This window comes from Streptomyces sp. NPDC034043, from assembly GCF_055575675.1.
On the sequence record NZ_JBVISF010000012.1, the window covers coordinates 117,501 to 137,266 of the forward strand.

General features: G+C 72.7%; 17 protein-coding genes. 3 read left to right on the forward strand and 14 right to left on the reverse strand.

Going from position 1 to position 19,766, the window contains the following annotated elements:
• The first annotated feature begins 272 nt into the window (after positions 1-272).
• Entirely contained in the window at positions 273-1,055 is a 783-nt protein-coding gene (gene pgl, locus ACZ51S_RS26160) for a 6-phosphogluconolactonase (protein WP_468962113.1), read from the forward strand.
• 57 nt (positions 1,056-1,112) lie between these two features.
• Here pgl and pgi read toward each other — a convergent pair whose 3' ends face one another.
• The 13 genes from pgi to ACZ51S_RS26225 all read right to left on the reverse strand — a co-directional run bounded on the left by pgi (position 1,113) and on the right by ACZ51S_RS26225 (position 17,058).
• A complete protein-coding gene (gene pgi / locus ACZ51S_RS26165; protein ID WP_468478731.1) occupies positions 1,113-2,765 on the reverse strand; it encodes a glucose-6-phosphate isomerase in 1,653 nt (550 codons plus the stop codon).
• Positions 2,766-2,936: 171 nt separating this feature from the next.
• Positions 2,937-3,272, reverse strand: a complete 336-nt coding sequence (locus ACZ51S_RS26170; protein ID WP_007263454.1) for an RNA polymerase-binding protein RbpA — start codon at positions 3,270-3,272, stop codon at positions 2,937-2,939.
• A gap of 178 nt (positions 3,273-3,450) precedes the next feature.
• Positions 3,451-3,684 carry a preprotein translocase subunit SecG gene (gene secG / locus ACZ51S_RS26175; protein WP_388935080.1) on the reverse strand — a complete coding sequence of 78 codons (234 nt, stop codon included), beginning with the start codon at positions 3,682-3,684 and terminating at the stop codon, positions 3,451-3,453.
• Positions 3,685-3,799: 115 nt separating this feature from the next.
• Entirely contained in the window at positions 3,800-4,576 is a 777-nt protein-coding gene (tpiA, locus tag ACZ51S_RS26180; protein ID WP_468478732.1) for a triose-phosphate isomerase, read from the reverse strand.
• A gap of 15 nt (positions 4,577-4,591) precedes the next feature.
• The gene (locus tag ACZ51S_RS26185) at positions 4,592-5,803 is read right to left on the reverse strand and encodes a phosphoglycerate kinase (RefSeq protein ID WP_468478724.1); all 1,212 of its coding nucleotides are present in this window, start codon (positions 5,801-5,803) and stop codon (positions 4,592-4,594) included.
• A gap of 134 nt (positions 5,804-5,937) precedes the next feature.
• Positions 5,938-6,942 (reverse strand): type I glyceraldehyde-3-phosphate dehydrogenase, encoded by a 1,005-nt coding sequence (gap, locus tag ACZ51S_RS26190; RefSeq protein ID WP_388935085.1) that lies wholly within the window; start codon positions 6,940-6,942, stop codon positions 5,938-5,940.
• A 231-nt stretch (positions 6,943-7,173) separates the two neighbouring features.
• The gene (locus ACZ51S_RS26195; RefSeq protein ID WP_468478725.1) at positions 7,174-10,134 is read right to left on the reverse strand and encodes a M14 family metallopeptidase; all 2,961 of its coding nucleotides are present in this window, start codon (positions 10,132-10,134) and stop codon (positions 7,174-7,176) included.
• Between the two features lie 151 nt (positions 10,135-10,285).
• Entirely contained in the window at positions 10,286-11,281 is a 996-nt protein-coding gene (gene whiA / locus ACZ51S_RS26200) for a DNA-binding protein WhiA (protein ID WP_030237199.1), read from the reverse strand.
• Positions 11,272-12,369: a gluconeogenesis factor YvcK family protein gene (locus tag ACZ51S_RS26205; protein WP_468803168.1), complete on the reverse strand. Its 1,098-nt coding sequence runs from the start codon at positions 12,367-12,369 to the stop codon at positions 11,272-11,274. Before ACZ51S_RS26205 ends, whiA begins: the two co-directional genes overlap by 10 nt.
• Positions 12,366-13,352, reverse strand: coding sequence for an RNase adapter RapZ (rapZ, locus tag ACZ51S_RS26210; RefSeq protein ID WP_468962115.1), 987 nt, complete (start codon positions 13,350-13,352; stop codon positions 12,366-12,368). The genes ACZ51S_RS26205 and rapZ overlap by 4 nt, the downstream gene beginning before the upstream one ends.
• Positions 13,349-15,349, reverse strand: a complete 2,001-nt coding sequence (uvrC, locus tag ACZ51S_RS26215; RefSeq protein ID WP_468477667.1) for an excinuclease ABC subunit UvrC — start codon at positions 15,347-15,349, stop codon at positions 13,349-13,351. Before uvrC ends, rapZ begins: the two co-directional genes overlap by 4 nt.
• A gap of 306 nt (positions 15,350-15,655) precedes the next feature.
• Positions 15,656-16,438: a hypothetical protein gene (locus tag ACZ51S_RS26220; RefSeq protein WP_468962148.1), complete on the reverse strand. Its 783-nt coding sequence runs from the start codon at positions 16,436-16,438 to the stop codon at positions 15,656-15,658.
• A 5-nt stretch (positions 16,439-16,443) separates the two neighbouring features.
• Positions 16,444-17,058, reverse strand: a complete 615-nt coding sequence (locus tag ACZ51S_RS26225; RefSeq protein WP_468477668.1) for a papain-like cysteine protease family protein — start codon at positions 17,056-17,058, stop codon at positions 16,444-16,446.
• Positions 17,059-17,290: 232 nt separating this feature from the next.
• On the opposite strand from ACZ51S_RS26225, the gene ACZ51S_RS26230 reads away from it, so the two are divergent.
• Positions 17,291-18,238, forward strand: a complete 948-nt coding sequence (locus tag ACZ51S_RS26230; protein ID WP_468803167.1) for a hypothetical protein — start codon at positions 17,291-17,293, stop codon at positions 18,236-18,238.
• 51 nt (positions 18,239-18,289) lie between these two features.
• Here ACZ51S_RS26230 and ACZ51S_RS26235 read toward each other — a convergent pair whose 3' ends face one another.
• Positions 18,290-18,721: a Rieske (2Fe-2S) protein gene (locus ACZ51S_RS26235; RefSeq protein WP_468803166.1), complete on the reverse strand. Its 432-nt coding sequence runs from the start codon at positions 18,719-18,721 to the stop codon at positions 18,290-18,292.
• An 81-nt stretch (positions 18,722-18,802) separates the two neighbouring features.
• Here ACZ51S_RS26235 and ACZ51S_RS26240 point away from each other — a divergent pair, with 81 nt between their 5' ends.
• Positions 18,803-19,690 (forward strand): carbohydrate kinase family protein, encoded by an 888-nt coding sequence (locus ACZ51S_RS26240; RefSeq protein ID WP_468803165.1) that lies wholly within the window; start codon positions 18,803-18,805, stop codon positions 19,688-19,690.
• The last annotated feature ends 76 nt before the right edge of the window (positions 19,691-19,766 follow it).

Below are 19,766 nucleotides of genomic sequence, written 5' to 3' on the forward strand. Positions count from 1 at the left end.
CCCGGACCCACCGCACCATCGGCGTCCCGGGCGCCGGGGCACGGGCCCCGGTTCGCTACCCCGCTGGCGGGACCGAGGGGTCTGGGGCGCGGCCCCGGACCCGCCGCACCCTCGACGGCCCCGTCGGGCGGAGCGCCCGTACGGGGGTCCGGGGGCCTGCCCCCGGTTTCGGGAAGGTGCGGGGTGGGGAACGGCTCCGCGCAGCGGCACCCCGCACCGACGCGCACGCACCATTCATCCCAGAACTACCAAGAAGGCGGCAGCACATGGGTATGACGACTCCCCAGGTCGTCGTCCACCGGGACAAGGAGCTGATGGCCCAGGCCGCGGCGGCCCGGCTCATCACGAAGATCGTGGACGCACAGGCGGCCCGCGGCTCGGCCTCCGTGGTCCTGACCGGCGGCCGCAACGGCAACGGCCTGCTCGCGGCGCTCGCCGCCGCCCCCGCCCGGGACGCCGTCGACTGGTCCCGCATCGACCTCTGGTGGGGCGACGAGCGGTACGTCCCCGCCGACGACCCCGAGCGCAACCACGTCCAGGCCTGCGAGGCGCTGCTGGACGCCGTCCCCGTGGACCCGGCCCGCGTGCACGCGATGCCCGCCTCCGACGGTCCGTACGGCGACGACGTCGACGCCGCCGCGGCCGCCTACGCCGCCGAGCTGGCGAAGGCCGCCGGGCCCGAGGACCACGGCCCGGTCCCCACGTTCGACGTGCTGATGCTGGGCGTGGGCCCGGACACCCACGTGGCGTCCCTGTTCCCCGAGCACCCGGCGGCCCGTGAGACGGAGCGCACCGTCGTCGGCGTCCACGGCGCCCCGAAGCCGCCGCCGACCCGCGTCTCGCTCACCCTCCCGGCGATCCGCGCGGCCCGCGAGGTCTGGCTGCTGGCGGCCGGCGAGGACAAGGCGGGGGCGGTGGCCATCGCCCTGGGCGGGGCCGGCGCGGTCCAGGCCCCGGCCGCGGCCGCCCACGGCCGCAGCCGCACCCTGTGGCTGCTGGACCGCGCGGCGGCGGCCAAGCTGCCCGCCGGGCTGTATCCCCCGGCTTCCGCCTGACGGCGGCCGCGCGAAGGGCCCCGCACCGGCGACCGGTGCGGGGCCCTTCGCCGTGCGTCAGCGGCCGCGCAGTTCGCGGTACGCGGTCACCAGCGCCCGCGTCGACGGGTCGAGGCCCTCCACGGCAGAGCCCTCGGTCAGCGCCGGCTCCACGCGCTTGGCGAGGACCTTGCCGAGTTCGACGCCCCACTGGTCGAAGGAGTCGATGTTCCACACCGCGCCCTGCACGAACACCTTGTGCTCGTACAGCGCGATGAGCTGCCCCAGCACCGACGGCGTCAGTTCGGTGGCGAGGATGGTGGTCGTCGGGTGGTTGCCCAGGAAGGTCTTGTGCGGGACGAGCTCCTCGGCGACGCCCTCCGCACGCACCTCGTCGGCGGTCTTGCCGAAGGCCAGGGCCTGCGTCTGGGCGAAGAAGTTCGCCATCAGCAGGTCGTGCTGGGCGGCCAGCGCCGGCGGCAGCTCCGCCACCGGGCGGGCGAAGCCGATGAAGTCGGCCGGGATCATCCGGGTGCCCTGGTGGATCAGCTGGTAGTAGGCGTGCTGTCCGTTGGTGCCGGGCGTGCCCCACACCACCGGGCCGGTCTGCCAGTCCACCGGATTGCCGTCCCGGTCCACGGACTTGCCGTTGGACTCCATGTCCAGCTGCTGCAAGTAGGCGGTGAAACGGGAGAGGTAGTGGCTGTACGGGAGCACGGCGTGCGACTGCGCGTCGAAGAAGGCCCCGTACCAGATGCCCAACAGGCCCAGCAGCAGCGGGGCGTTGCGCTCCGGGGGCGCGGTGCGGAAGTGCTCGTCCATGGCGTGGAAGCCGCCGAGCATCTCGCGGAAGGCGTCCGGGCCGATGGCGATCATCAGGGAGAGGCCGATGGCGGAGTCGAAGGAGTAGCGTCCGCCGACCCAGTCCCAGAAGCCGAACATGTTGGCCGGGTCGATGCCGAACTCGGTGACCTTCTCGGCGTTCGTGGACAGCGCCACGAAGTGCCGTGCCACGGCGGCCTGGTCGCCGCCCAGACCCGCGAGCAGCCATTCCCGTGCCGAGGTGGCGTTGGTGATGGTCTCGATCGTGGTGAAGGTCTTCGACGCGATGATGAACAGCGTCCGCGCCGGGTCGAGGTCGCGCACGGCCTCGTGCAGGTCGGCGCCGTCCACGTTGGACACGAACCGCACGGTCAGGCCGCGGTCGGTGAAGGCGCGCAGTGCCTCGTACGCCATGGCGGGGCCCAGGTCGGAGCCGCCGATGCCGATGTTGACGACGTTCTTGATGCGCTCGCCGGTGAATCCGGTCCACTCCCCCGACCTGACCTGGCGGGAGAAGGCCGCCATCTTGTCGAGGACCTCGTGCACGCCGGGTACGACGTTCTCGCCGTCCACCTCGACGACCGCGTCCAGGGGGGCGCGCAGCGCGGTGTGCAGGACCGCGCGGTTCTCCGTCACGTTGATCTTCTCGCCGCGGAACATCGCGTCCCGCAGCTCCGCCACGCCGGTGGCCGCGGCCAGTTCGCGCAGCAGCCCGAGCGTCTCGTCGGTGACGAGGTGCTTCGAGTAGTCGATGTGCAGGTCCCCGACGCGCAGCGTGTAGCCGGTGCCCCGGTCCGGGTCCGACTCGAACAGCTCCCGCAGATGCGTCTGCCCCAGCGCTTCCCGGTGCTTGCCGAGCGCGTGCCACTCGGGCGTCCGGTTGAGCCTCGTACGGCTGTCTGCGTTCATCTCGGACATCAACCCACTTCTTCCGTCCTGTTGTGCCCCGCCACCGTCCAACCTAAGGGATCGGAAGGGGGACAACGCACACAAAGGGGCCCGGTCCGCGGGATTGGGTCTCCTGCGGGCCGGGCCCCCGAGCCGCTTTCGAGTGCGGCCGGTCGTGTGCGGACGGACCGCTCAGATCTCGCCGCGGAGCTTGGCGAGGGCCTCGGCGAGGATCGCCTCGCCGTCGGCGTCCGTGCGGCGCTCGCGGACGTACGCGAGGTGCGTCTTGTACGGCTCCGTGCGCGGCGGCGCGGGCGGATTGTCCCGGTCCTGGCCGGCCGGGAACCCGCAGCGCGGGCAGTCCCAGGTGTCCGGCACCTGCGCGTCGCTGGCGAAGCTCGGCTGCGTCTCGTGCCCGTTCGAGCACCAGAAGGAGATGCGCAGGCGGGGCGCGGATTCACCGCGCTCGGCCTCGCCCATCGGCCCGGCTCCGACCCGACTTCCACGAATCGCGTTGCCACTTGCCACGGTCGTAACTCCCTGCGTGATGGTGCCGCGGAGCGTGAGGGATGTCCGCTGCGGACGCCCCAGTCTACGTAAGGCCCAACGCGCGTCCAGCAACCGGAGTTACTCGCTCCGGCCGTGGACGCAGGCCCTCATGATAGGCCGGGCGGAACCGGCGGGACGGGCCGAATGGCCAGAACCGTCAGACGGCGGCGGCCTTCATGAGCAGGCCGAGCGCGACGATGCAGGCGAACCACAGCAGGCCGACCACGACCGTGATGCGGTCGAGGTTGCGCTCGGCCACGGAGGAGCCGCCGACCGAGGACTGCATGCCGCCGCCGAACATGTCGGAAAGGCCGCCACCCTTGCCCTTGTGCATCAGCACGAGCAGCATCAGCAGAGCGCTGAAGACGAGCAGGGCGATCGAGAACCCCATAACCACGGCTGATTCCTACTTTCTGGGCTTGCTGGGAGGAAGCGGGGGCCGGCAGGCCGCGCGTACGCGGCCCCCGGCCCCCGCAAGGGTACGACGGATCGGCCCTACCGCATACTCACTGGTCGCGGAAGCGGACGATCTTGACGAACTCGTCCACGTCCAGCGCGGCGCCGCCGATCAGCGCACCGTCGACATCGGGCTGGGCCATGATCGCGGCGATGTTGCCGGCCTTGACCGAGCCGCCGTACTGGATGCGGACCTTGTCGGCCAGCTCCTGGGAGTACAGCTCGGCGAGGCGGCCGCGGATCGCCCCGCAGACCTCCTGCGCGTCCTCGGGGGTGGCGACCTCGCCGGTGCCGATCGCCCAGACCGGCTCGTACGCGATCACGATGGACTCGGCCTGCTCGGCCGGGAGGTCCTTGAGGCCGCCGTCGACCTGGGCCAGCGTGTGCGCGACCTGGTTGCCGGCCTTGCGGACGTCCAGGCCCTCGCCGACGCACAGGATCGGGGTGATCCCGTTGCGGAAGGCGGCCTTCACCTTGGCGTTGCAGATCTCGTCGCCCTCGCCGTGGTACTGGCGGCGCTCGCTGTGGCCGACGGCGACGAAGGTGCAGCTCAGCTTCGACAGCATCGGGCCGGAGATCTCACCGGTGTACGCGCCGGAGTCGTGCGCCGAGATGTCCTGGGCGCCGTACTTGATCTTCAGCTTGTCGCCGTCGACCAGGGTCTGGACCGAGCGCAGGTCGGTGAAGGGCGGGAGCACCGCGACCTCGACGGCGTCGTAGTCCTTGTCGGTGAGCGCGAAGGCGAGCTTCTGGACGTGGGCGATGGCCTCGAGGTGGTTGAGGTTCATCTTCCAGTTGCCCGCCATCAGCGGGGTGCGGCCGTTCACAGTGGTCATGGGGGTTCAGCCCTCCAGGGCGGCGAGGCCGGGGAGCGTCTTGCCCTCGAGGTATTCGAGGCTGGCGCCACCACCGGTGGAAATGTGACCGAAGGCGTTCTCGTCGAAGCCGAGGATGCGGACGGAGGCGGCGCTGTCGCCACCGCCGACCACGGTGAAGGCCCGGCTGTCGAGGAGGGCCTGCGCGATGGCGGCGGTGCCGCCCGCGTAGTCGGGGTGCTCGAAGACGCCCACCGGGCCGTTCCAGAAGACGGTCGCGGCGTCGGCGATCTTCGAAGCGTACAGCTCACGGGTCTTGGGGCCGATGTCCAGGCCCTCCTTGTCCGCGGGGATGGCGTCCGCGGCGACGGTGACGAACTCCGCCGGGGTCTTGCCCTTGAGGTCGGGGAAGTCCGAGGAGGCCAGGATGTCGACGGGCAGGACCAGCTCGACGCCGTTCCGCTCGGCGCGCTCCATGTACTCCTTGACCGTGTCCACCTGGTCCTTCTGGAGCAGGGAGATGCCGACCTCGTAGCCCTTGGCGTGGAGGAAGGTGTAGGCCATGCCGCCGCCGATGAGGATGCGGTCGGCCTTGCCGAGCAGCTCGTCGATGACGGCGAGCTTGTCGGAGACCTTGGCCCCGCCGAGGACGACCACGTAGGGGCGCTGGACGTCGGCGGTGAGCTTCTGCAGGACGCCGACCTCGGTGGCGATGAGGTAGCCGGCCGCGTGCGGGAGGCGCGCGGGCAGGTCGAAGACCGAGGCGTGCTTGCGGTGGACGGCGCCGAAGCCGTCGCCGACGTAGACGTCGGCCAGCTCGGCGAGCTGGTCCGCGAAGGCGCCGCGCTCCGCGTCGTCCTTCGAGGTCTCGCCGGCGTTGAAGCGCAGGTTCTCGATGACGGCGACCCGTCCGTCGGCGAGGGCCGCGACGGTCTCCTTGGCGGAGGCGCCGACGGTGTCGGTGGCGAAGGCCACCTCCGCGTCGAGCAGCTCGCCGAGCCGCTTGGCCGCCGGGGCGAGCGAGAAGGCCGGGTCCGGGGCGCCCTTGGGGCGGCCCAGGTGCGAGGCGACGACCACGCGGGCGCCGGCCTCGGCCAGCTTCGCGATGGTCGGCAGGACGGCGCGGATGCGGCCGTCATCGGTGATCTCACCGTTCGCCAGGGGCACGTTGAGGTCGGCGCGGACGAAGACCCGCTTGCCGGCGACGCCCTCGGCGAGCAGTTCGTCGATCGTCTTCATGTGTTTCCTACTCCTTAGGAGACCTTCACCCGGAGGGCGAGGACGGGAGGACCAGGCAAGCGACAGGGCCCGGACGGCGCCTCATCGCGCCGAACGGACCCTGTGCTCACATCGTGTTGCCTTGCCCTACGTTCTTAGAGCTGACCGCCGACGAAGACGGTCAGGTCGACGAGTCGGTTGGAGTAGCCCCACTCGTTGTCGTACCAGCCGACGACCTTGACCTGCTTGCCCTGGACCATGGTCAGGGAGGAGTCGAAGGTGCAGGAGGCCGGCCAGTTCACGATGTCGGAGGAGACGATCGCGTCCTCGGTGTAGTCGAGGATGCCCTTGAGCTGGCCCTCCGCGGCCTTCTGGAAGGCGGCGTTGATCTCGTCCTTGGTGACCTCGCGGTCGAGCTCCAGGACGAGGTCGGTGACCGAGCCGGTCGGGACCGGGACGCGCATGGCGATGCCGTCGAGCTTGCCCTTGAGCTGCGGCAGGACCAGCGCGGTGGCCTTGGCGGCACCGGTGGAGGTCGGGATGATGTTCTCGGCGGCGGCGCGGGCGCGGCGCAGGTCCGAGTGCGGGAAGTCCAGGATGCGCTGGTCGTTGGTGTAGGCGTGGACCGTCGTCATCATGCCCTTGACGATGCCGAAGTTCTCGTCGAGGACCTTGGCCATCGGCGCCACACAGTTGGTGGTGCAGGAGGCGTTGGAGATCACGTGGTGGTTGGCCGCGTCGTACTTGTCCTGGTTGACGCCCATCACGATGGTGATGTCCTCGTCCTTGGCCGGAGCCGAGATGAGGACCTTCTTCGCGCCGGCCGCGATGTGCTTGGCCGCGTCGGCCTTCTTCGTGAAGATGCCGGTCGACTCGATGACGATGTCGGCGCCCAGCTCGCCCCACGGGAGGTTCGCGGGGTCGCGCTCGGCGAAGGTCTTGAAGGTGTTGCCGGCGACCGTGATGGTGTCGTCGGTGTGGGAGACCTCGGCCTTGAGGCGGCCCAGGATGGTGTCGTACTTGAGCAGGTGCACCAGGGTGGCGTTGTCCGTCAGGTCGTTGACACCGACGATCTCGATGTCCGCTCCCTGCTCGAGAAGAGCCCGGAAGTAGTTACGGCCAATTCGGCCAAAACCATTGATGCCTACGCGGATCGTCACGAACCGATCTCCTCGTTGGTGCGCCGGCCTGTCCCGCCGGCGAGCTGTATGGGATGTCCCCGACCGCTTACGACCCTACCTCTCTGTGAGCTTCGGAGTGACATCGGTCGGGGCCTGACACTCCCCCTGCCCCACGGGGGAGGCCCCGAAGCCCTGTACCAGTGGCCACGGCACGGGACCCCGGGGATTCCGGCCCCCGTCACTCAGGGTGAGCGGGGACCGGGTGGCGGATCAGCGGCCCAGCGACGCGAGCGCCTTGCGGAGCACTGCGGCCCGGTCCGCCGCGGCCGGGACGTGCTCCAGCCCGAAACCGAGCAGGACCGTGTCACGCGTAGTGACCGCCGCGTACGACTTGAAGAGCTCTCCGGACCTGGACCAATCCCCCGGAACGTCCGGACTTCCGGCGGGCGCGCCCTGCGCGGCCCATGCCCCGAGGGAGGTCTCGAACCCCTCGACGGGCTGGTCGGCGCCGCCCACGGACACCCGCGCCTCGTCGGCGAAGACGCCGCGGCCGCCCGATCCGGGGTCGGTCACGTAGGAGAGGGAGACCTCGACCGTCTTCCCCGCGTAGGGGCTCAGATCGAAGGCGGCCTGCTTCCAGCCCCCGGAGGAGCCGGTGAAGCTGTGCCACGCTCCGCTGCTGCCGGAGGCGGTGCAGCCACCGGAGTCCAGGGTGAGGTAGCGGCGCAGGAAGGGGTGGCCGCCCAGGAAGAATCCGGCCTCGCACTCCGCCGGGACTGTGGCGGAGCTCAGCCCGCCCGCTTCCGGAAGTGTGGTCCAGTCGTCCCCGCCGGCCGTACGGGCCTCCAGGACGGCGTGGTCGTAGCCCTCCTCGGTGTTCCAGTTGAGGGCCATCCTCAGCTTCGGCTGGTCGGCGGCGGTGACCCGGGTGAGGTCGATCGTGCGCGTGAGCCGCTTCCAGTCGTCGTCGTCATGGGCGGCCGCGGCCATCCCGCTGCCCGCATAAGGGGCGTACGGGTTCACGACTCCGGCGTACTGGCCCGCCTGAGCGCTCCTGAACTGCGGGAACTGCGCCGCGGGGAGGCTGTCGGAGGTGACGGTGTAGGCACCGGGGGCGCCCAGCGGGTGGCCCGCCGCGTCACCGAGGGAGCCCTTGGTCCCGGCGAGGGCTCCCGCGCCGGTGAAGCCGGTCGCGCCCTTGGCCGGGGTGCGGCCGTAGGCGCCGAGGTAGTACTGGCTGAAGTCGTCGGTCAGGGCCCGCCCGACCTGGGCCCGGCCGCCCGCCAGCTCCCCGGCCTCGACGAGCTTGCCGCCCTCGTTGAGGAACTCGCGGACCGCCAGCTGGGTGGGGCCGCCGGGGGCCGCGGCGCCGGTGTAGTGGACGGCCGTACCGAAGTGGGAGAGCACTCCGAGGCGGTGCGGGGCGCCCTGGGTGGCCACGTCCCAGACGGCCGCGGACTTCCCGCCGGCCCGCAGCGCGTCCACGTAGCTCTGGGCGTGCCGCGCCTTCGCGCCCTCCTCGGCGATCACCAGCACGTCCGCGCGGGGGCGCTGCGCCACGGTGTACGTGAAGCGCTCGCTGGAGACGAGGGCGCCGGAGCGGTCGCGGCCGGTGAACCAGACCTCGACCTCGTCGCCGGGCCTGGTGCCGTCCACCGTGGCCCGGTACTCGTCGAACCAGTTGTTGTCCTCGCCGCCGTAGACGCTGCCGCCCTTCCAGGCCCTGAGCTCGTCGTCGTGCGTACGGCCGCCGTTGACGCGGAAGTTGAGCCGCTTGTCCTCGAGCGCCTTGCGGGCGGTGACGGCGACCGTCTGGTCCTCGCCGCGGGCCGCGTAGGAGGTGGTGAAGGGGTCGGGGGTGAAGTCGGCGGCGCTCGTGCCGACGGAGGACGAGGGCCGGTCCGGGTGGGCGGCGCTCTCGCCGACGCTCAGCGCGAAGGGGACGTTCTTGGCGAATTCCTGCTGGATCAGCTTCTCGTCGTCCGGGAAGTTGAACCCGGAGGCGCAGTCCTCGGGCTTCCAGGCGTCGTCCGGGTCGATCGCGGAGGCCGTCTGGCAGGTGGTCATCTCCGGGGTGAACATCATGACGCCGTTGGCGTTGGCCGCGTGGCCGTCGGCCTCGCCGTTGGTGGTGTACAGCTCGGAGGAGAGCTGCGGGCGGTAGCCGGGGACGGCGGGCTTCTCGGGGGTGCCGGCGAGCGCCCTGTAGGCGACGTCGTCCGGGGTGGGGGTGGCGACCTGCCAGCCCACGCCGTACAGGATCAGCTCGGAGGCCGAGTGGTAGTTGATGGCGTACGCGAAGCCGATGCGCTTCTCGAAGGCGTCGAGGGCCCGGGTCTCGGGCTCGGACTGCGCCCCGGGGCCGCGGAAGGTCTCGCTGGAGGGGTTGGGGGAGGAACCCTCGTTGTCGTAGCCCCACTTGTAGGCGAAGTTGCGGTTGAGGTCGACCCCGTCGGCCGCGGTGGTCCTGCCGTCGCCGTTGTTGTCGCGGAGGTTCTTGCGCCACAGCCGGGCGCTGTCGGAGGTGAAGGTGTGGTCGTACCCGTCGGGGTTGGCGGAGAGCAGGAACCACAGCTCGGTGGAGTCCACCAGCCGGGTGATCCGTTCGTCCTTGCCGTAGTTGTCCAGGGTGTGGTGCATCAGCCGCCGGGTCATCTCGGGGGTGATCCACTCGCGGGCGTGCTGGTTGGACATGTAGAGCACGGACGGCTTGTCGCCGTCCTCGGTCCTCCTGGCGTCCTTGGTGACCTTGAGGGCGAGGATGTCCTTGCCCTGGACGGTCCTGCCGATGGAGACGACCTTGGTGAGCGCCGGGTTCTCCTGCGCGGTCCGCAGGATCTCCTCCCGCAGGCCTCCCTTGCCGCTGTACGGGCGGAAGACCCCGTCCCCGGCGGCCTTGGCGCGGGCCGCCCCCTGGGGGGAGACCTTGCGCTCGGCGAGCCGGATCCCCTGGGCCGCGAGCCGTGCGGCCTGCTCCCCGGTGAGGAAGAGCTCCACCCGGGCGGTCCCGGTCTCGGGGGCGCGCTCGGAGAGTTCGTGGCCGTCCTGGCCGGCGGCGAGGACGAGCGGGACCTGCTCGCGGGTGATGTCGGCGTCGTAGGTCCGTACCTCGTCGGCGGCGGGTGCGGTGCCGGACGCGGGCCGGGGCTGTGCCGCGGCGGGCAGCGCGGCGAGTGTGGTTGCCAGGACGAGTGCGCTTGCGGCGAGGATCGATCTCGCGCGGTGCCTCATGTGCCCCCCTGGGCGTCGTCTGCCACGAAACGTTCGGACGCCAGGCTCACGATCCGGCGATGCCCATGTCAACGGGACAAACCGGGAACGGAACGGGCCCGCACGCGGAGGCGTGCGGGCCGGTCAGGGCGTACGTCCGGGGAGCCGCTGGTCAGCCCGCCATGTTGTCGGCCAGCTCCTCGCTGAGGTCCAGGTTCGATTCGGTGCCCGGGATGCCGAGGTCCTGGGCCCGCTTGTCGGCCATCGCCAGCAGGCGGCGGATCCGGCCCGCGACGGCGTCCTTGGTCAGCGGCGGGTCGGCGAGCGCGCCCAGCTCCTCCAGGGAGGCCTGCTTGTGCTCCATGCGCAGCCGGCCGGCCGCGGCGAGGTGCTCGGGGACCTCCTCGCCGAGGATCTCCAGGGCGCGCTGCACCCGGGCGCCGGCGGCCACCGCGGCCCGCGCGGAGCGGCGCAGGTTGGCGTCGTCGAAGTTGGCGAGGCGGTTGGCGGTGGCGCGCACCTCGCGCCGCATCCGCCGCTCCTCCCAGGCCAGCACCGACTCGTGGGCGCCGAGGCGGGTCAGCAGGGCGCCGATGGCGTCCCCGTCGCGGACCACGACCCGGTCCACGCCGCGCACCTCGCGCGCCTTGGCGGCGATGGAGAGCCTGCGGGCGGCGCCCACCAGGGCCAGGGCGGCCTCCGGGCCGGGGCAGGTGACCTCCAGGGAGGACGACCGCCCGGGCTCGGTGAGGGAGCCGTGGGCCAGGAAGGCACCGCGCCAGGCCGCCTCCGCGTCACAGGTGGCCCCGGAGACCACCTGCGGGGGAAGACCCCGGATGGGGCGGCCGCGGCCGTCCACCAGGCCCGTCTGGCGTGCCAGCTGGTCCCCGCCCGCCACGACGCGCACGACGAAACGGCTGCCGCGGCGCAGTCCGCCGGGGGCCATGACCACCAGATCGGAGGAGTGTCCGAAGATCTCCAGGATGTCCTTGCGCAGCCGTCGCGCGGCGATGCCGGTGTCCAGCTCCGCCTCGATGACGATGCGGCCGCTCACCAGGTGCAGGCCGCCCGCGAACCGCAGGATCGCCGAGACCTCCGCCTTCCTGCAGCAGGTCCGGGTGACGGGGAGGCGTGAGATCTCATCCTTCACCGCGGGCGTCATCGCCATGGGCCGATCCTTCCATGCATCCGAAAAATACGGTCGTACGCGGCGGCCAGCAGCTCCGGATCGTGCTTCGGAGAACCTCCCCCAGCGCCTTCGGCCTGGGAGTTACCCCCACGCCAGGCCACTGGAGCCAGCTCGACCGCGGCACCGAACCGTTTCGCGGCATCGGCGAGGGACTCGCGGTCGGGCACGGCGGCCTCGTCGGCCAGCACCACGTCCAGGGCGAGTTTAGGGGCGTGTCGGGCCAAAACCTCCAAATGACGCTGCGGAGAGAAGCCCTCGGTTTCGCCGGGCTGCGGTGCCAGGTTCAGTGACAGGACCCTGCGGGCCTTCGTCTGCGCCAGCGCGTCGAGCAGTTCCGGCACCAGCAGGTGCGGGATCACGGAGGAGAACCAGGACCCCGGGCCCAGGACCACCCAGTCGGCGTCGAGCACGGCGGCGACGGCCTCCGGCACGGCCGGCGGGTCGGCCGGCACGACCTGCACGGAGAGCACCTCACCGGGGGTGAGGGCCACCGTGGCCTGCCCCCGGACCGTGTCGACCTCGTTCGGGCGCGCCGGGTCGTGTCCCTTGACCAGGGCCTGGAGCTCCAGCGGCACCGCCGACATCGGCAGTACCCGGCCCTGCGCGCCCAGCAGCTTCCCGACCAGGTCCAGGGCCTGGACGGGGTCGCCGAGCTGTTCCCAGAGGGCGACGATCAGCAGGTTGCCGACCGCGTGGCCGTGCAGGTCGCCCTCGGACTGGAAGCGGTGCTGGATGACCCGGGCCCAGGTCTGCCCCCAGTCGTCGTCCCCGCACAGCGCGGCCAGCGCCTTGCGCAGGTCGCCGGGGGGCAGCACGCCCAGCTCCTCCCGGAGCCGTCCGCTGGAGCCGCCGTCGTCGGCGACGGTGACCACCGCCGTGAGCTCGCCGGTGATCCGGCGCAGCGCGGCCAGGGAGGCCGACAGGCCCATGCCGCCGCCGAGGGCGACGACCTTGGGTGCGGCCACCTTCGCCGCCGCGCCGCGGCGGCCGGCGCGGCCCGCGCCGTCCTCGCCCCGGCCGGGGGTGAGGCGGCGCAGGCGGCGCAGCCGCAGGGTCCGACCGGTCACTCGCGCCCCATGTCCCGGTGGACGACGACGGTCTCGACGCCCTCGGACGCGAGGCGGGCTGCGAGCTTCTCGGACATGGCCACGCTGCGGTGCTTGCCGCCGGTGCAGCCGACCGCGATGGTCACGTACCGCTTGCCCTCGCGGCGGTAGCCGGCGGCGATGAGCTGGAGCAGCTCGGTGTAGCGGTCGAGGAACTCCTTGGCGCCGGGCTGGCTGAAGACGTAGCCCGACACCTCCTCGTTGAGGCCGGTGAAGGGGCGCAGCTCGGGCACCCAGTGCGGGTTGGGGATGAAGCGGCAGTCGACGACGAGGTCGGCGTCGACGGGCAGGCCGTACTTGAAGCCGAAGGACATGACGGTGGCCCGCAGCTCGGGCTCCTCGTCGCCCGCGAACTGGGCGTCCATCTTGGCGCGGAGCTCGTGCACGTTCAGGCTGGAGGTGTCGATGACCAGGTCGGCGTCGCCGCGCAGCTCGCGCAGCAGGTCGCGCTCGGCGGCGATGCCGTCGACGATCCGGCCGTCGCCCTGGAGCGGGTGGGGGCGGCGGACCGACTCGAAACGCCGGACCAGCGCGTCGTCGGAGGACTCCAGGAAGACGATGCGGCGGGTGACGCCGCGGGCCTCCAGGTCGGAGAGGGACTCGCGCAGGGCGTCGAAGAACTGGCGGCCGCGGACGTCGACGACGACGGCGATCCGCGCCACGTTGCCCTGGGAGCGGGCGCCGAGCTCCACCATGGTGGGGATCAGCGCCGGCGGGAGGTTGTCCACGACGAACCAGCCGAGGTCCTCCAGACACTTGGCCGCCGTACTGCGGCCGGCTCCGGACATCCCGGAGATGATCACCAGCTCGGGGATGGCCGCCTCGGCGTTGTCGCCGGGCTCCACGGTCGTGCCCGTACTCACCTGTGCTCCGTCTCGGTCGTGCTCGTTCGTGTGTGCGGTCTGTGCGGTCTGTGCGGTCTGTGCGGTCTCGTGCTCGGTCATGGCGCGGTCCCCCGTTCGGGCGATGTCTCCGCAGGTGCGGACACCTCGTCCTCAATGATCTCTCCTGTCGCCGTGTTGACGGCAGGACCGGCGGGAACCGCCCCGGCGAGGGCGGCGGCCACGGTCTCCGCCGTCTTGCGGCCTATGCCCGGGACCTCGCAGATCTGCTCGATTGTCGCCTGTCTCAGCTTCTTCACCGAACCGAAGTGCTTGACGAGGGCCAGCCTGCGGCTCTCCCCGAGGCCCGGTACCTCGTCCAGCGGGCCCGCCTTCAGGCGCTTTCCGCGCTTGTCGCGCTGGTACCGGATGGCGAACCGGTGGGCTTCGTCACGCACCCGCTGGAGCAGGTAGAGGCCTTCGCTGGTGCGGGGCAGCACGACGGGGTCGTCCTCGCCGGGCAGCCAGACCTCCTCCAGCCGTTTGGCGAGCCCGCACACCGCCACGTCGTCGATCCCGAGCTCCTCCAGGGCCCGCTTGGCGGCCGCCACCTGGGGCTGCCCGCCGTCGACGACGACGAGCTGCGGGGGGTACGCGAAACGCCTGGGCCGCCCGTCGTCCTCCGGCTCGCCGTCCTCGGGGGACCACTCCCCCGTCTTCAGCTTCTCCTGGAGGTAGCGGCGGAAGCGCCGGGAGACGACCTCGTGCATGGACCGGACGTCGTCCTGGCCCTCGAAGCCCTTGATCTGGAACCTGCGGTACTCGCTCTTCCTGGCCAGCCCGTCCTCGAACACCACCATCGACGCCACGACGTCCTCCCCCTGGAGGTGGGAGATGTCGAAGCACTCGATGCGCAGGGGCGCGCCGTCCAGCTCCAGGGCCTCGGCGATCTCCTCCAGGGCCCGGGAGCGGGTGGTGAGGTCACTGGCGCGCTTGGTCTTGTGCAGGGCGAGGGACTGCTGGGCGTTGCGGTGGACGGTCTCCATCAGGGACTTCTTGTCCCCGCGCTGCGGGATGCGCAGGCTGACTGCGGAACCGCGCCGGCCGGCGAGCCACTGGCTGAGGGCGGGCGTGTCCTCGGGGAGCGCCGGTACCAGCACCTCCTTGGGGACGGCCTCGCCCTTCTCCTCCCCGTACAGCTGCTGGAGGGCGTGCTCGACGAGCCCGGCGGTGTCCACCGCCTCCACCTTGTCGGTGACCCAGCCGCGCTGGCCGCGGACCCGGCCGCCGCGGACGTGGAAGATCTGCACGGCCGCCTCCAGCTCGTCCTCGGCGACCGCGATGAGGTCGGCGTCGGTGGCGTCGGCGAGCACGACGGCGTTCTTCTCCATCGCGCGGCGCAGGGCGCCTATGTCGTCGCGCAGCCTGGCGGCCTTCTCGTACTCCATCTCCTCGGCGGCCTCGTGCATCTGCTTCTCGAGCCGCGAGAGGTAGGTGCCGGTCCGGCCCGCCATGAAGTCGCAGAAGTCCTCGGCGAGTTCGCGGTGCTCATCGGGGGTGACCCGGCCGACGCAGGGTGCGGAGCACTTGCCGATGTAGCCGAGCAGGCAGGGGCGGCCGATCTGCGCCGACCGCTTGAACACGCCGGCGGAGCAGGTCCGCACCGGGAAGACGCGCAGCATCAGGTCGACGGTCTCGCGAATGGCCCAGGCGTGCCCGTACGGGCCGAAGTAGCGCACGCCCTTCTTCTTGGGCCCGCGCATGACCTGGACCCGGGGGTACACCTCGTTCATGGTCACGGCGAGGGAGGGGTAGCTCTTGTCGTCCCGGTACTTGACGTTGAACCGGGGGTCGTACTCCTTGATCCAGGAGTATTCGAGCTGGAGCGCCTCGACCTCGGTGGACACGACGGTCCACTCGACGGAGGCGGCCGTGGTGACCATGGTGGCGGTACGGGGGTGGAGGCCGGCGATGTCCTGGAAGTAGCTCGCGAGGCGCTGGCGCAGGCTCTTGGCCTTCCCGACGTAGATCACCCGGCGGTGGTCGTCGCGGAACTTGTAGACCCCCGGGGAGTCGGGGATCTGCCCGGGCTCGGGACGGTAGCTGGAAGGGTCGGCCATGCCAACCACCCTACTGGCGGGGGCCGACAACCCCCGGCACCACCGGGCGGCCCGGCTGGTGCGGAACCGGTCCCGCGGGCGTGGGCACGAGCGGGACCGGCGGCGTGCGGGCCGGGCGCGGGGGGGGGCTCCCCCGGCGGCAGCCGGAGGGAGCGGGACGACGGAGGGGCCGGGGGCCGGGCCTGCGGGACGGCTCGCGGGGCCGGATCCGCGGGACGGCTCGCGGGGCCCGGCCTCGCGGGCGCCCGCCTCGCGGGGCCCGGGCGGGTGCCGGGCCCCGCGGGCGGGTGGGACCGGGGGCCGGGGTTACGCCCCGGCGCCGGGGCGGCGCCGCCGCAGCAGGGCTACCGCCCCGGCCGCGCCCAGCGCCAGCGCCCCGGCGGCCACCGCCACCGGCGCCCCGGCGGGCCCGGCGCCGGCGTCCCCGCCCGCGTCGGCGAAGCCCCCGGCCCTGCCCTCCTTCGCGTACGCGGACGCCGGCAGCTTGTCGCCGTACAGCTTCGTCACCCGGGCCCGGTAACCGGCCAGCGTCGTCCCCCGGTCGCCCACGGCCCGCGCGGCGTCCTCGTCCAGCGGCAGCACCCGGTCCTCCCGTGCCACGTACCAGGCGTCGGTCTGGGGCTCGCGGAACACCGTCCCGCCGGGCAGTCTCTCCGCGCCCAGCCGGGCGTAGCGGAACTCGTCGTCGCCGGTGGCGATGTTCACCACCTGCCAGCCGGCCCCGGTCCTCGCGGTCCACAGGGCCGCCTTCTGCCCGTCCGAGGAGACCGCCGCGCTCGCCAGGAACTCCAGACGGGCGACCGGCGCCCCGGCCTTCCCGGCGACGAAGTCGGGCGACAGATAGCGCACGGGGGTCACCTCACCCTCGATCCGGGGCCGGGCCTCGACCTCCGGGATCCTCCCCTCACGGGCGAAGAAGCGGGAGAGCGTCGCCAGGGTGGCGGGCGCGGCGGCGGCCTCGCGGGCGGCCGCCCGGGTCTCGGCGGTGACGCCCTGGGGCTGCGGTACGGGGGCGGCGGAGGCCTGCCCGCCCGTGGCCCACAGGACGGCGGCGGCCGCGAGGACGGTGGCGGAGGCGCGCAGGGTCATGGCGGTCACGCCCCGATCCGGTAGAGGGAGTGGGTCCAGGAGAAGGTGCTGTTGTCCACGTACCAGGCGTGGGAGGCCCAGTTGTAGCGGTCGCTGGAGGGCCAGGGGTCGCCCCAGTAGACCCAGCTGCCGGCGGTGTCGTAGCCGTAGACGACGTGCATGTGGCCCCCGCCGTTGGACCACTGGATGCGGGTCTCGACCGGCCGGTTGGCGTTGATCTCGGTCTGTACGGTCGAGTACTGGAGCCAGCCGTTCACATAGCTGCCGGCGTTGATGCCGGCCCAGCGCAGGGCGGTCTGGACGTTGCCCAGCGTGGCCTGGTTGTTGGGGCACTCGGTGCCCTGCTGACGGTTGAAGGCGGCGTTGCAGAACTGGTTCTGGCTGTAGGCGCGGCCGAACCAGGTGGCGATGGTGTTGCCGCCGGCGGCCCAGCACCAGTTGCTCTTCTGCTGCGCCTGCATGGTGATGTCGAGCCGCTTGTACGCCAGGGCCGTGCTCGCGGTGTCCGCGCCCGTGGTGGCGGCGGTGGCGGTACCGGCGCCGATGCCGACGGGCAGCAGGACGAGGAGCAGGGCGGAGATCATGGCGGCCAGGGACAGCCGCCCGCTTCTGTTGCGCATCGCGTTCCTCCCGAGGTGGGGACTCGAGGTGTGGGGGGGGGAGCGCGTCCGGACGCTGTGGAGGAGCATCAGGGTGTTGTCGCGATCAGGTCAACACGCTTCAATACGCGGTGACATTGCAGTGTGAACGGTGTGGCTGTGGTGTGAACGGTTGCCGCCGTTCCACCAGGTCCCCCGGCACCACCGCCCCGGCCCCCACCCGGCGCGCGTGAACGTTCACAGAGGAGTCGCCATGCGGCCCACCGGCGACCGGCCAGACACGGCAGCGGCGGCGGAACTGGAAGAGCTGCTCGGCGCGGGCCCCTTCCACCTCGCCCTGCGCGCCGCCCTCGCCGCCCGCGGCCTGCCCCTGCAGCGCGTGCGGCACCATCTCGCGGCACGCGGCGTCAAGGTCGGGGTGACCAGCCTCAGTTACTGGCAGCAGGGTGCCCGGCGGCCGCGCCGTCCCGAGTCCCTGCGGGCGGTCTCCGCCCTGGAGGAGATCCTGGAGCTGCCCGCCGGCGCCCTGCTGCGCCTGCTGGCCGACCCCGTCCCCGCCTCCGGCGCCCGCCCGGCCACCCGCTCGTACCGGGCGCTGGTGAGCGTGGGCGCGGCGGTGGAGCAGCTGCTGGCCGGGCTGGAGCTCCCGGCGGACGGCGGCCTGCACTCGCTCGGCCACCACGAGCGGGTCCGCATCGGGCCGGGCGGCGAGCTGCGCACCCGGGAGTCGCAGCAGATCGTCCGTGCCCACCGCGACGGCGTCGACCGCTACCTCGCCGTCCACCACGGCGATCCGGGCTGCGACGCGACGCGGGTGGAGGTGACGGCGTACGAGAACTGCCGTACGGGCCGGGTGCGCTGCCACCGGGAGGCCGGGGTGGTGGTGGCGGAGCTGCTGTTCGACGCGCGGCTGCGGCGCGGGGACACGTACGTCTTCGGCTACGGCATCGAAGACGGCACCGGCGGGCGCAGTACGGAGTACGTACGGGGCTTCAGCTACGCGGGCGGGCAGTACATGCTCCAGGTCTCCTTCGACGAGGCGGCCCTGCCGGTGCGCTGCCGCCGCTTCGCCCGTGCGGGCCCCCGGTCCCCGCGCACCGACCTCGGCGACCTCACGCCGAGCGGGCGCCACCGGGCGGTGCACCTGGTGGAGCAGGGCGTCCGGTGCGGGATCCTGGGGATCGCCTGGGACTGGGAGTAGGCCGCGCGGCCGGTCCGCACCTCCACCCGGGCGTCCCCCGGCGGGGAGCCGCTATCCCGCGATCAGCCTGCCGTTCTCGGCCTTGACGGGGACGGCCGGCAGCGGGTCGGTGGCGGGGCCGCGCAGGACCTTGCCGGTGGTGACGTCGAAACGGCTGCCGTGGCAGGGGCAGTTGCCCTCACCCTCGACGATCTTGTCCAGGACGCAGCCGGCGTGGGTGCACTGGGCGCTGAACGCCTTGTACCGGCCCTCCGCCTGGCAGCTGACGACGACCTTGCGCTCGCGGAACAGCTTCGCGCCGCCGACCGGCACGTCGGCCACCCCGCCCAGCTCGACCGGCTCCTTCGGGACGGCCGGGCTGCCGGCGCCGCTGTTGGTCTCGGTGGAGCACGCGGTGAGCGCCGTCCCCGCGCCCACGGCCCCGGCCAGCGCGGCGGCTCCCTTGAGCACGGTACGGCGGGCGGCGGACTGCGACGCGGACATGCGGTTCTCCTGCACGAGTGACGGGCCCCGGGGCGGGCTCCAACCGACGATACCGGCGCCCGATGGGATACCTTCCCCCGCGTGATCGTCGTCGGTGGAGAAGCCCTGATCGACCTCGTGCCCGTCGAGCGGCCGCCGGGCGCGCTGATGCCCCGGCCCGGTGGCGGGCCCTACAACACCGCCCTGGCGCTGGGCCGGCTGGGCGCCGAGGTCGCCTTCTGCTCCCGGGTGTCCTCGGACGGCTTCGGCGAGAGCCTGCTGGCCGGGCTGCGGGCCGCCGGGGTGGACCTGTCGCTGGTGCAGCGCGGGCCCGAGCCGACCACGCTGGCCGTGCCCTCGCTCGGGCAGGACGGCTCGGCCGTGTACGGCTTCTACGTCGAGGGGACCGCCGACCGGCTCTTCGCGCTGCCGCCCGAGCTGCCCGCGGGGGCGCGGGCCCTCGCGCTCGGCACCTGCTCGCTGGTGCTGGAGCCGGGCGCGTCCGCGTACGAGGCGCTGCTGCGGCGGGAGTCCCGGCGCGGGCTGCTGACCCTGCTGGACCCCAACGTCCGCCCGGCGCTGATCGCGGACCCGGCCGCGTACCGGGAACGGTTCCTGGGCTGGCTGCCGTACGTGTCCGTGCTCAAGCTCTCGGAGGAGGACGCGGACTGGCTGGGCGGCCGGGCCGGGGACTGGCTGGCGGCCGGCCCGTCGGCGGTGGTGCTGACCCGGGGCGCGGCGGGCCTGACGGTGTGGACCTCGGACGGCGCGGAGCACAGCGCGGCGGCCCGCCCGGTCGCCGTGGCCGACACGATCGGCGCGGGCGACACCGTCAACGCGGCGCTGCTGCACCGGCTCGCCGGGGTCCCGGACCCGGGCGCGGCGGACTGGCCGGACGTGCTGGCCTACGCGGCCCGCGCCGCCGCGCTGACCTGCACCCGGGCGGGCGCCGAGCCGCCGTACGCGGCGGAGCTGGAACCCGGCAGCTGACCGGGCTTGCCCGCCCCGGCGCGCGGGAAGGGCGGCCGCACCTCCCCCGTGACGGGGACGGATACCGCCGCCGCTC

Bases quoted from the DNA above. Each gene is read 5' to 3' on its own strand.
- pgl (WP_468962113.1), top strand. From the start codon at position 273: ATGACGACTCCCCAGGTCGTCGTCCACCGGGACAAGGAGCTGATGGCC.
- pgi (WP_468478731.1), bottom strand. From the start codon at position 2,765: ATGAACGCAGACAGCCGTACGAGGCTCAACCGGACGCCCGAGTGGCAC.
- secG (WP_388935080.1), bottom strand. From the start codon at position 3,684: ATGGGGTTCTCGATCGCCCTGCTCGTCTTCAGCGCTCTGCTGATGCTG.
- ACZ51S_RS26185 (WP_468478724.1), bottom strand. From the start codon at position 5,803: ATGAAGACGATCGACGAACTGCTCGCCGAGGGCGTCGCCGGCAAGCGG.
- ACZ51S_RS26195 (WP_468478725.1), bottom strand. From the start codon at position 10,134: ATGAGGCACCGCGCGAGATCGATCCTCGCCGCAAGCGCACTCGTCCTG.
- whiA (WP_030237199.1), bottom strand. From the start codon at position 11,281: ATGGCGATGACGCCCGCGGTGAAGGATGAGATCTCACGCCTCCCCGTC.
- rapZ (WP_468962115.1), bottom strand. From the start codon at position 13,352: ATGACCGAGCACGAGACCGCACAGACCGCACAGACCGCACAGACCGCA.
- uvrC (WP_468477667.1), bottom strand. From the start codon at position 15,349: ATGGCCGACCCTTCCAGCTACCGTCCCGAGCCCGGGCAGATCCCCGAC.
- ACZ51S_RS26220 (WP_468962148.1), bottom strand. From the start codon at position 16,438: ATGACCCTGCGCGCCTCCGCCACCGTCCTCGCGGCCGCCGCCGTCCTG.
- ACZ51S_RS26225 (WP_468477668.1), bottom strand. From the start codon at position 17,058: ATGCGCAACAGAAGCGGGCGGCTGTCCCTGGCCGCCATGATCTCCGCC.
- ACZ51S_RS26230 (WP_468803167.1), top strand. From the start codon at position 17,291: ATGCGGCCCACCGGCGACCGGCCAGACACGGCAGCGGCGGCGGAACTG.
- ACZ51S_RS26235 (WP_468803166.1), bottom strand. From the start codon at position 18,721: ATGTCCGCGTCGCAGTCCGCCGCCCGCCGTACCGTGCTCAAGGGAGCC.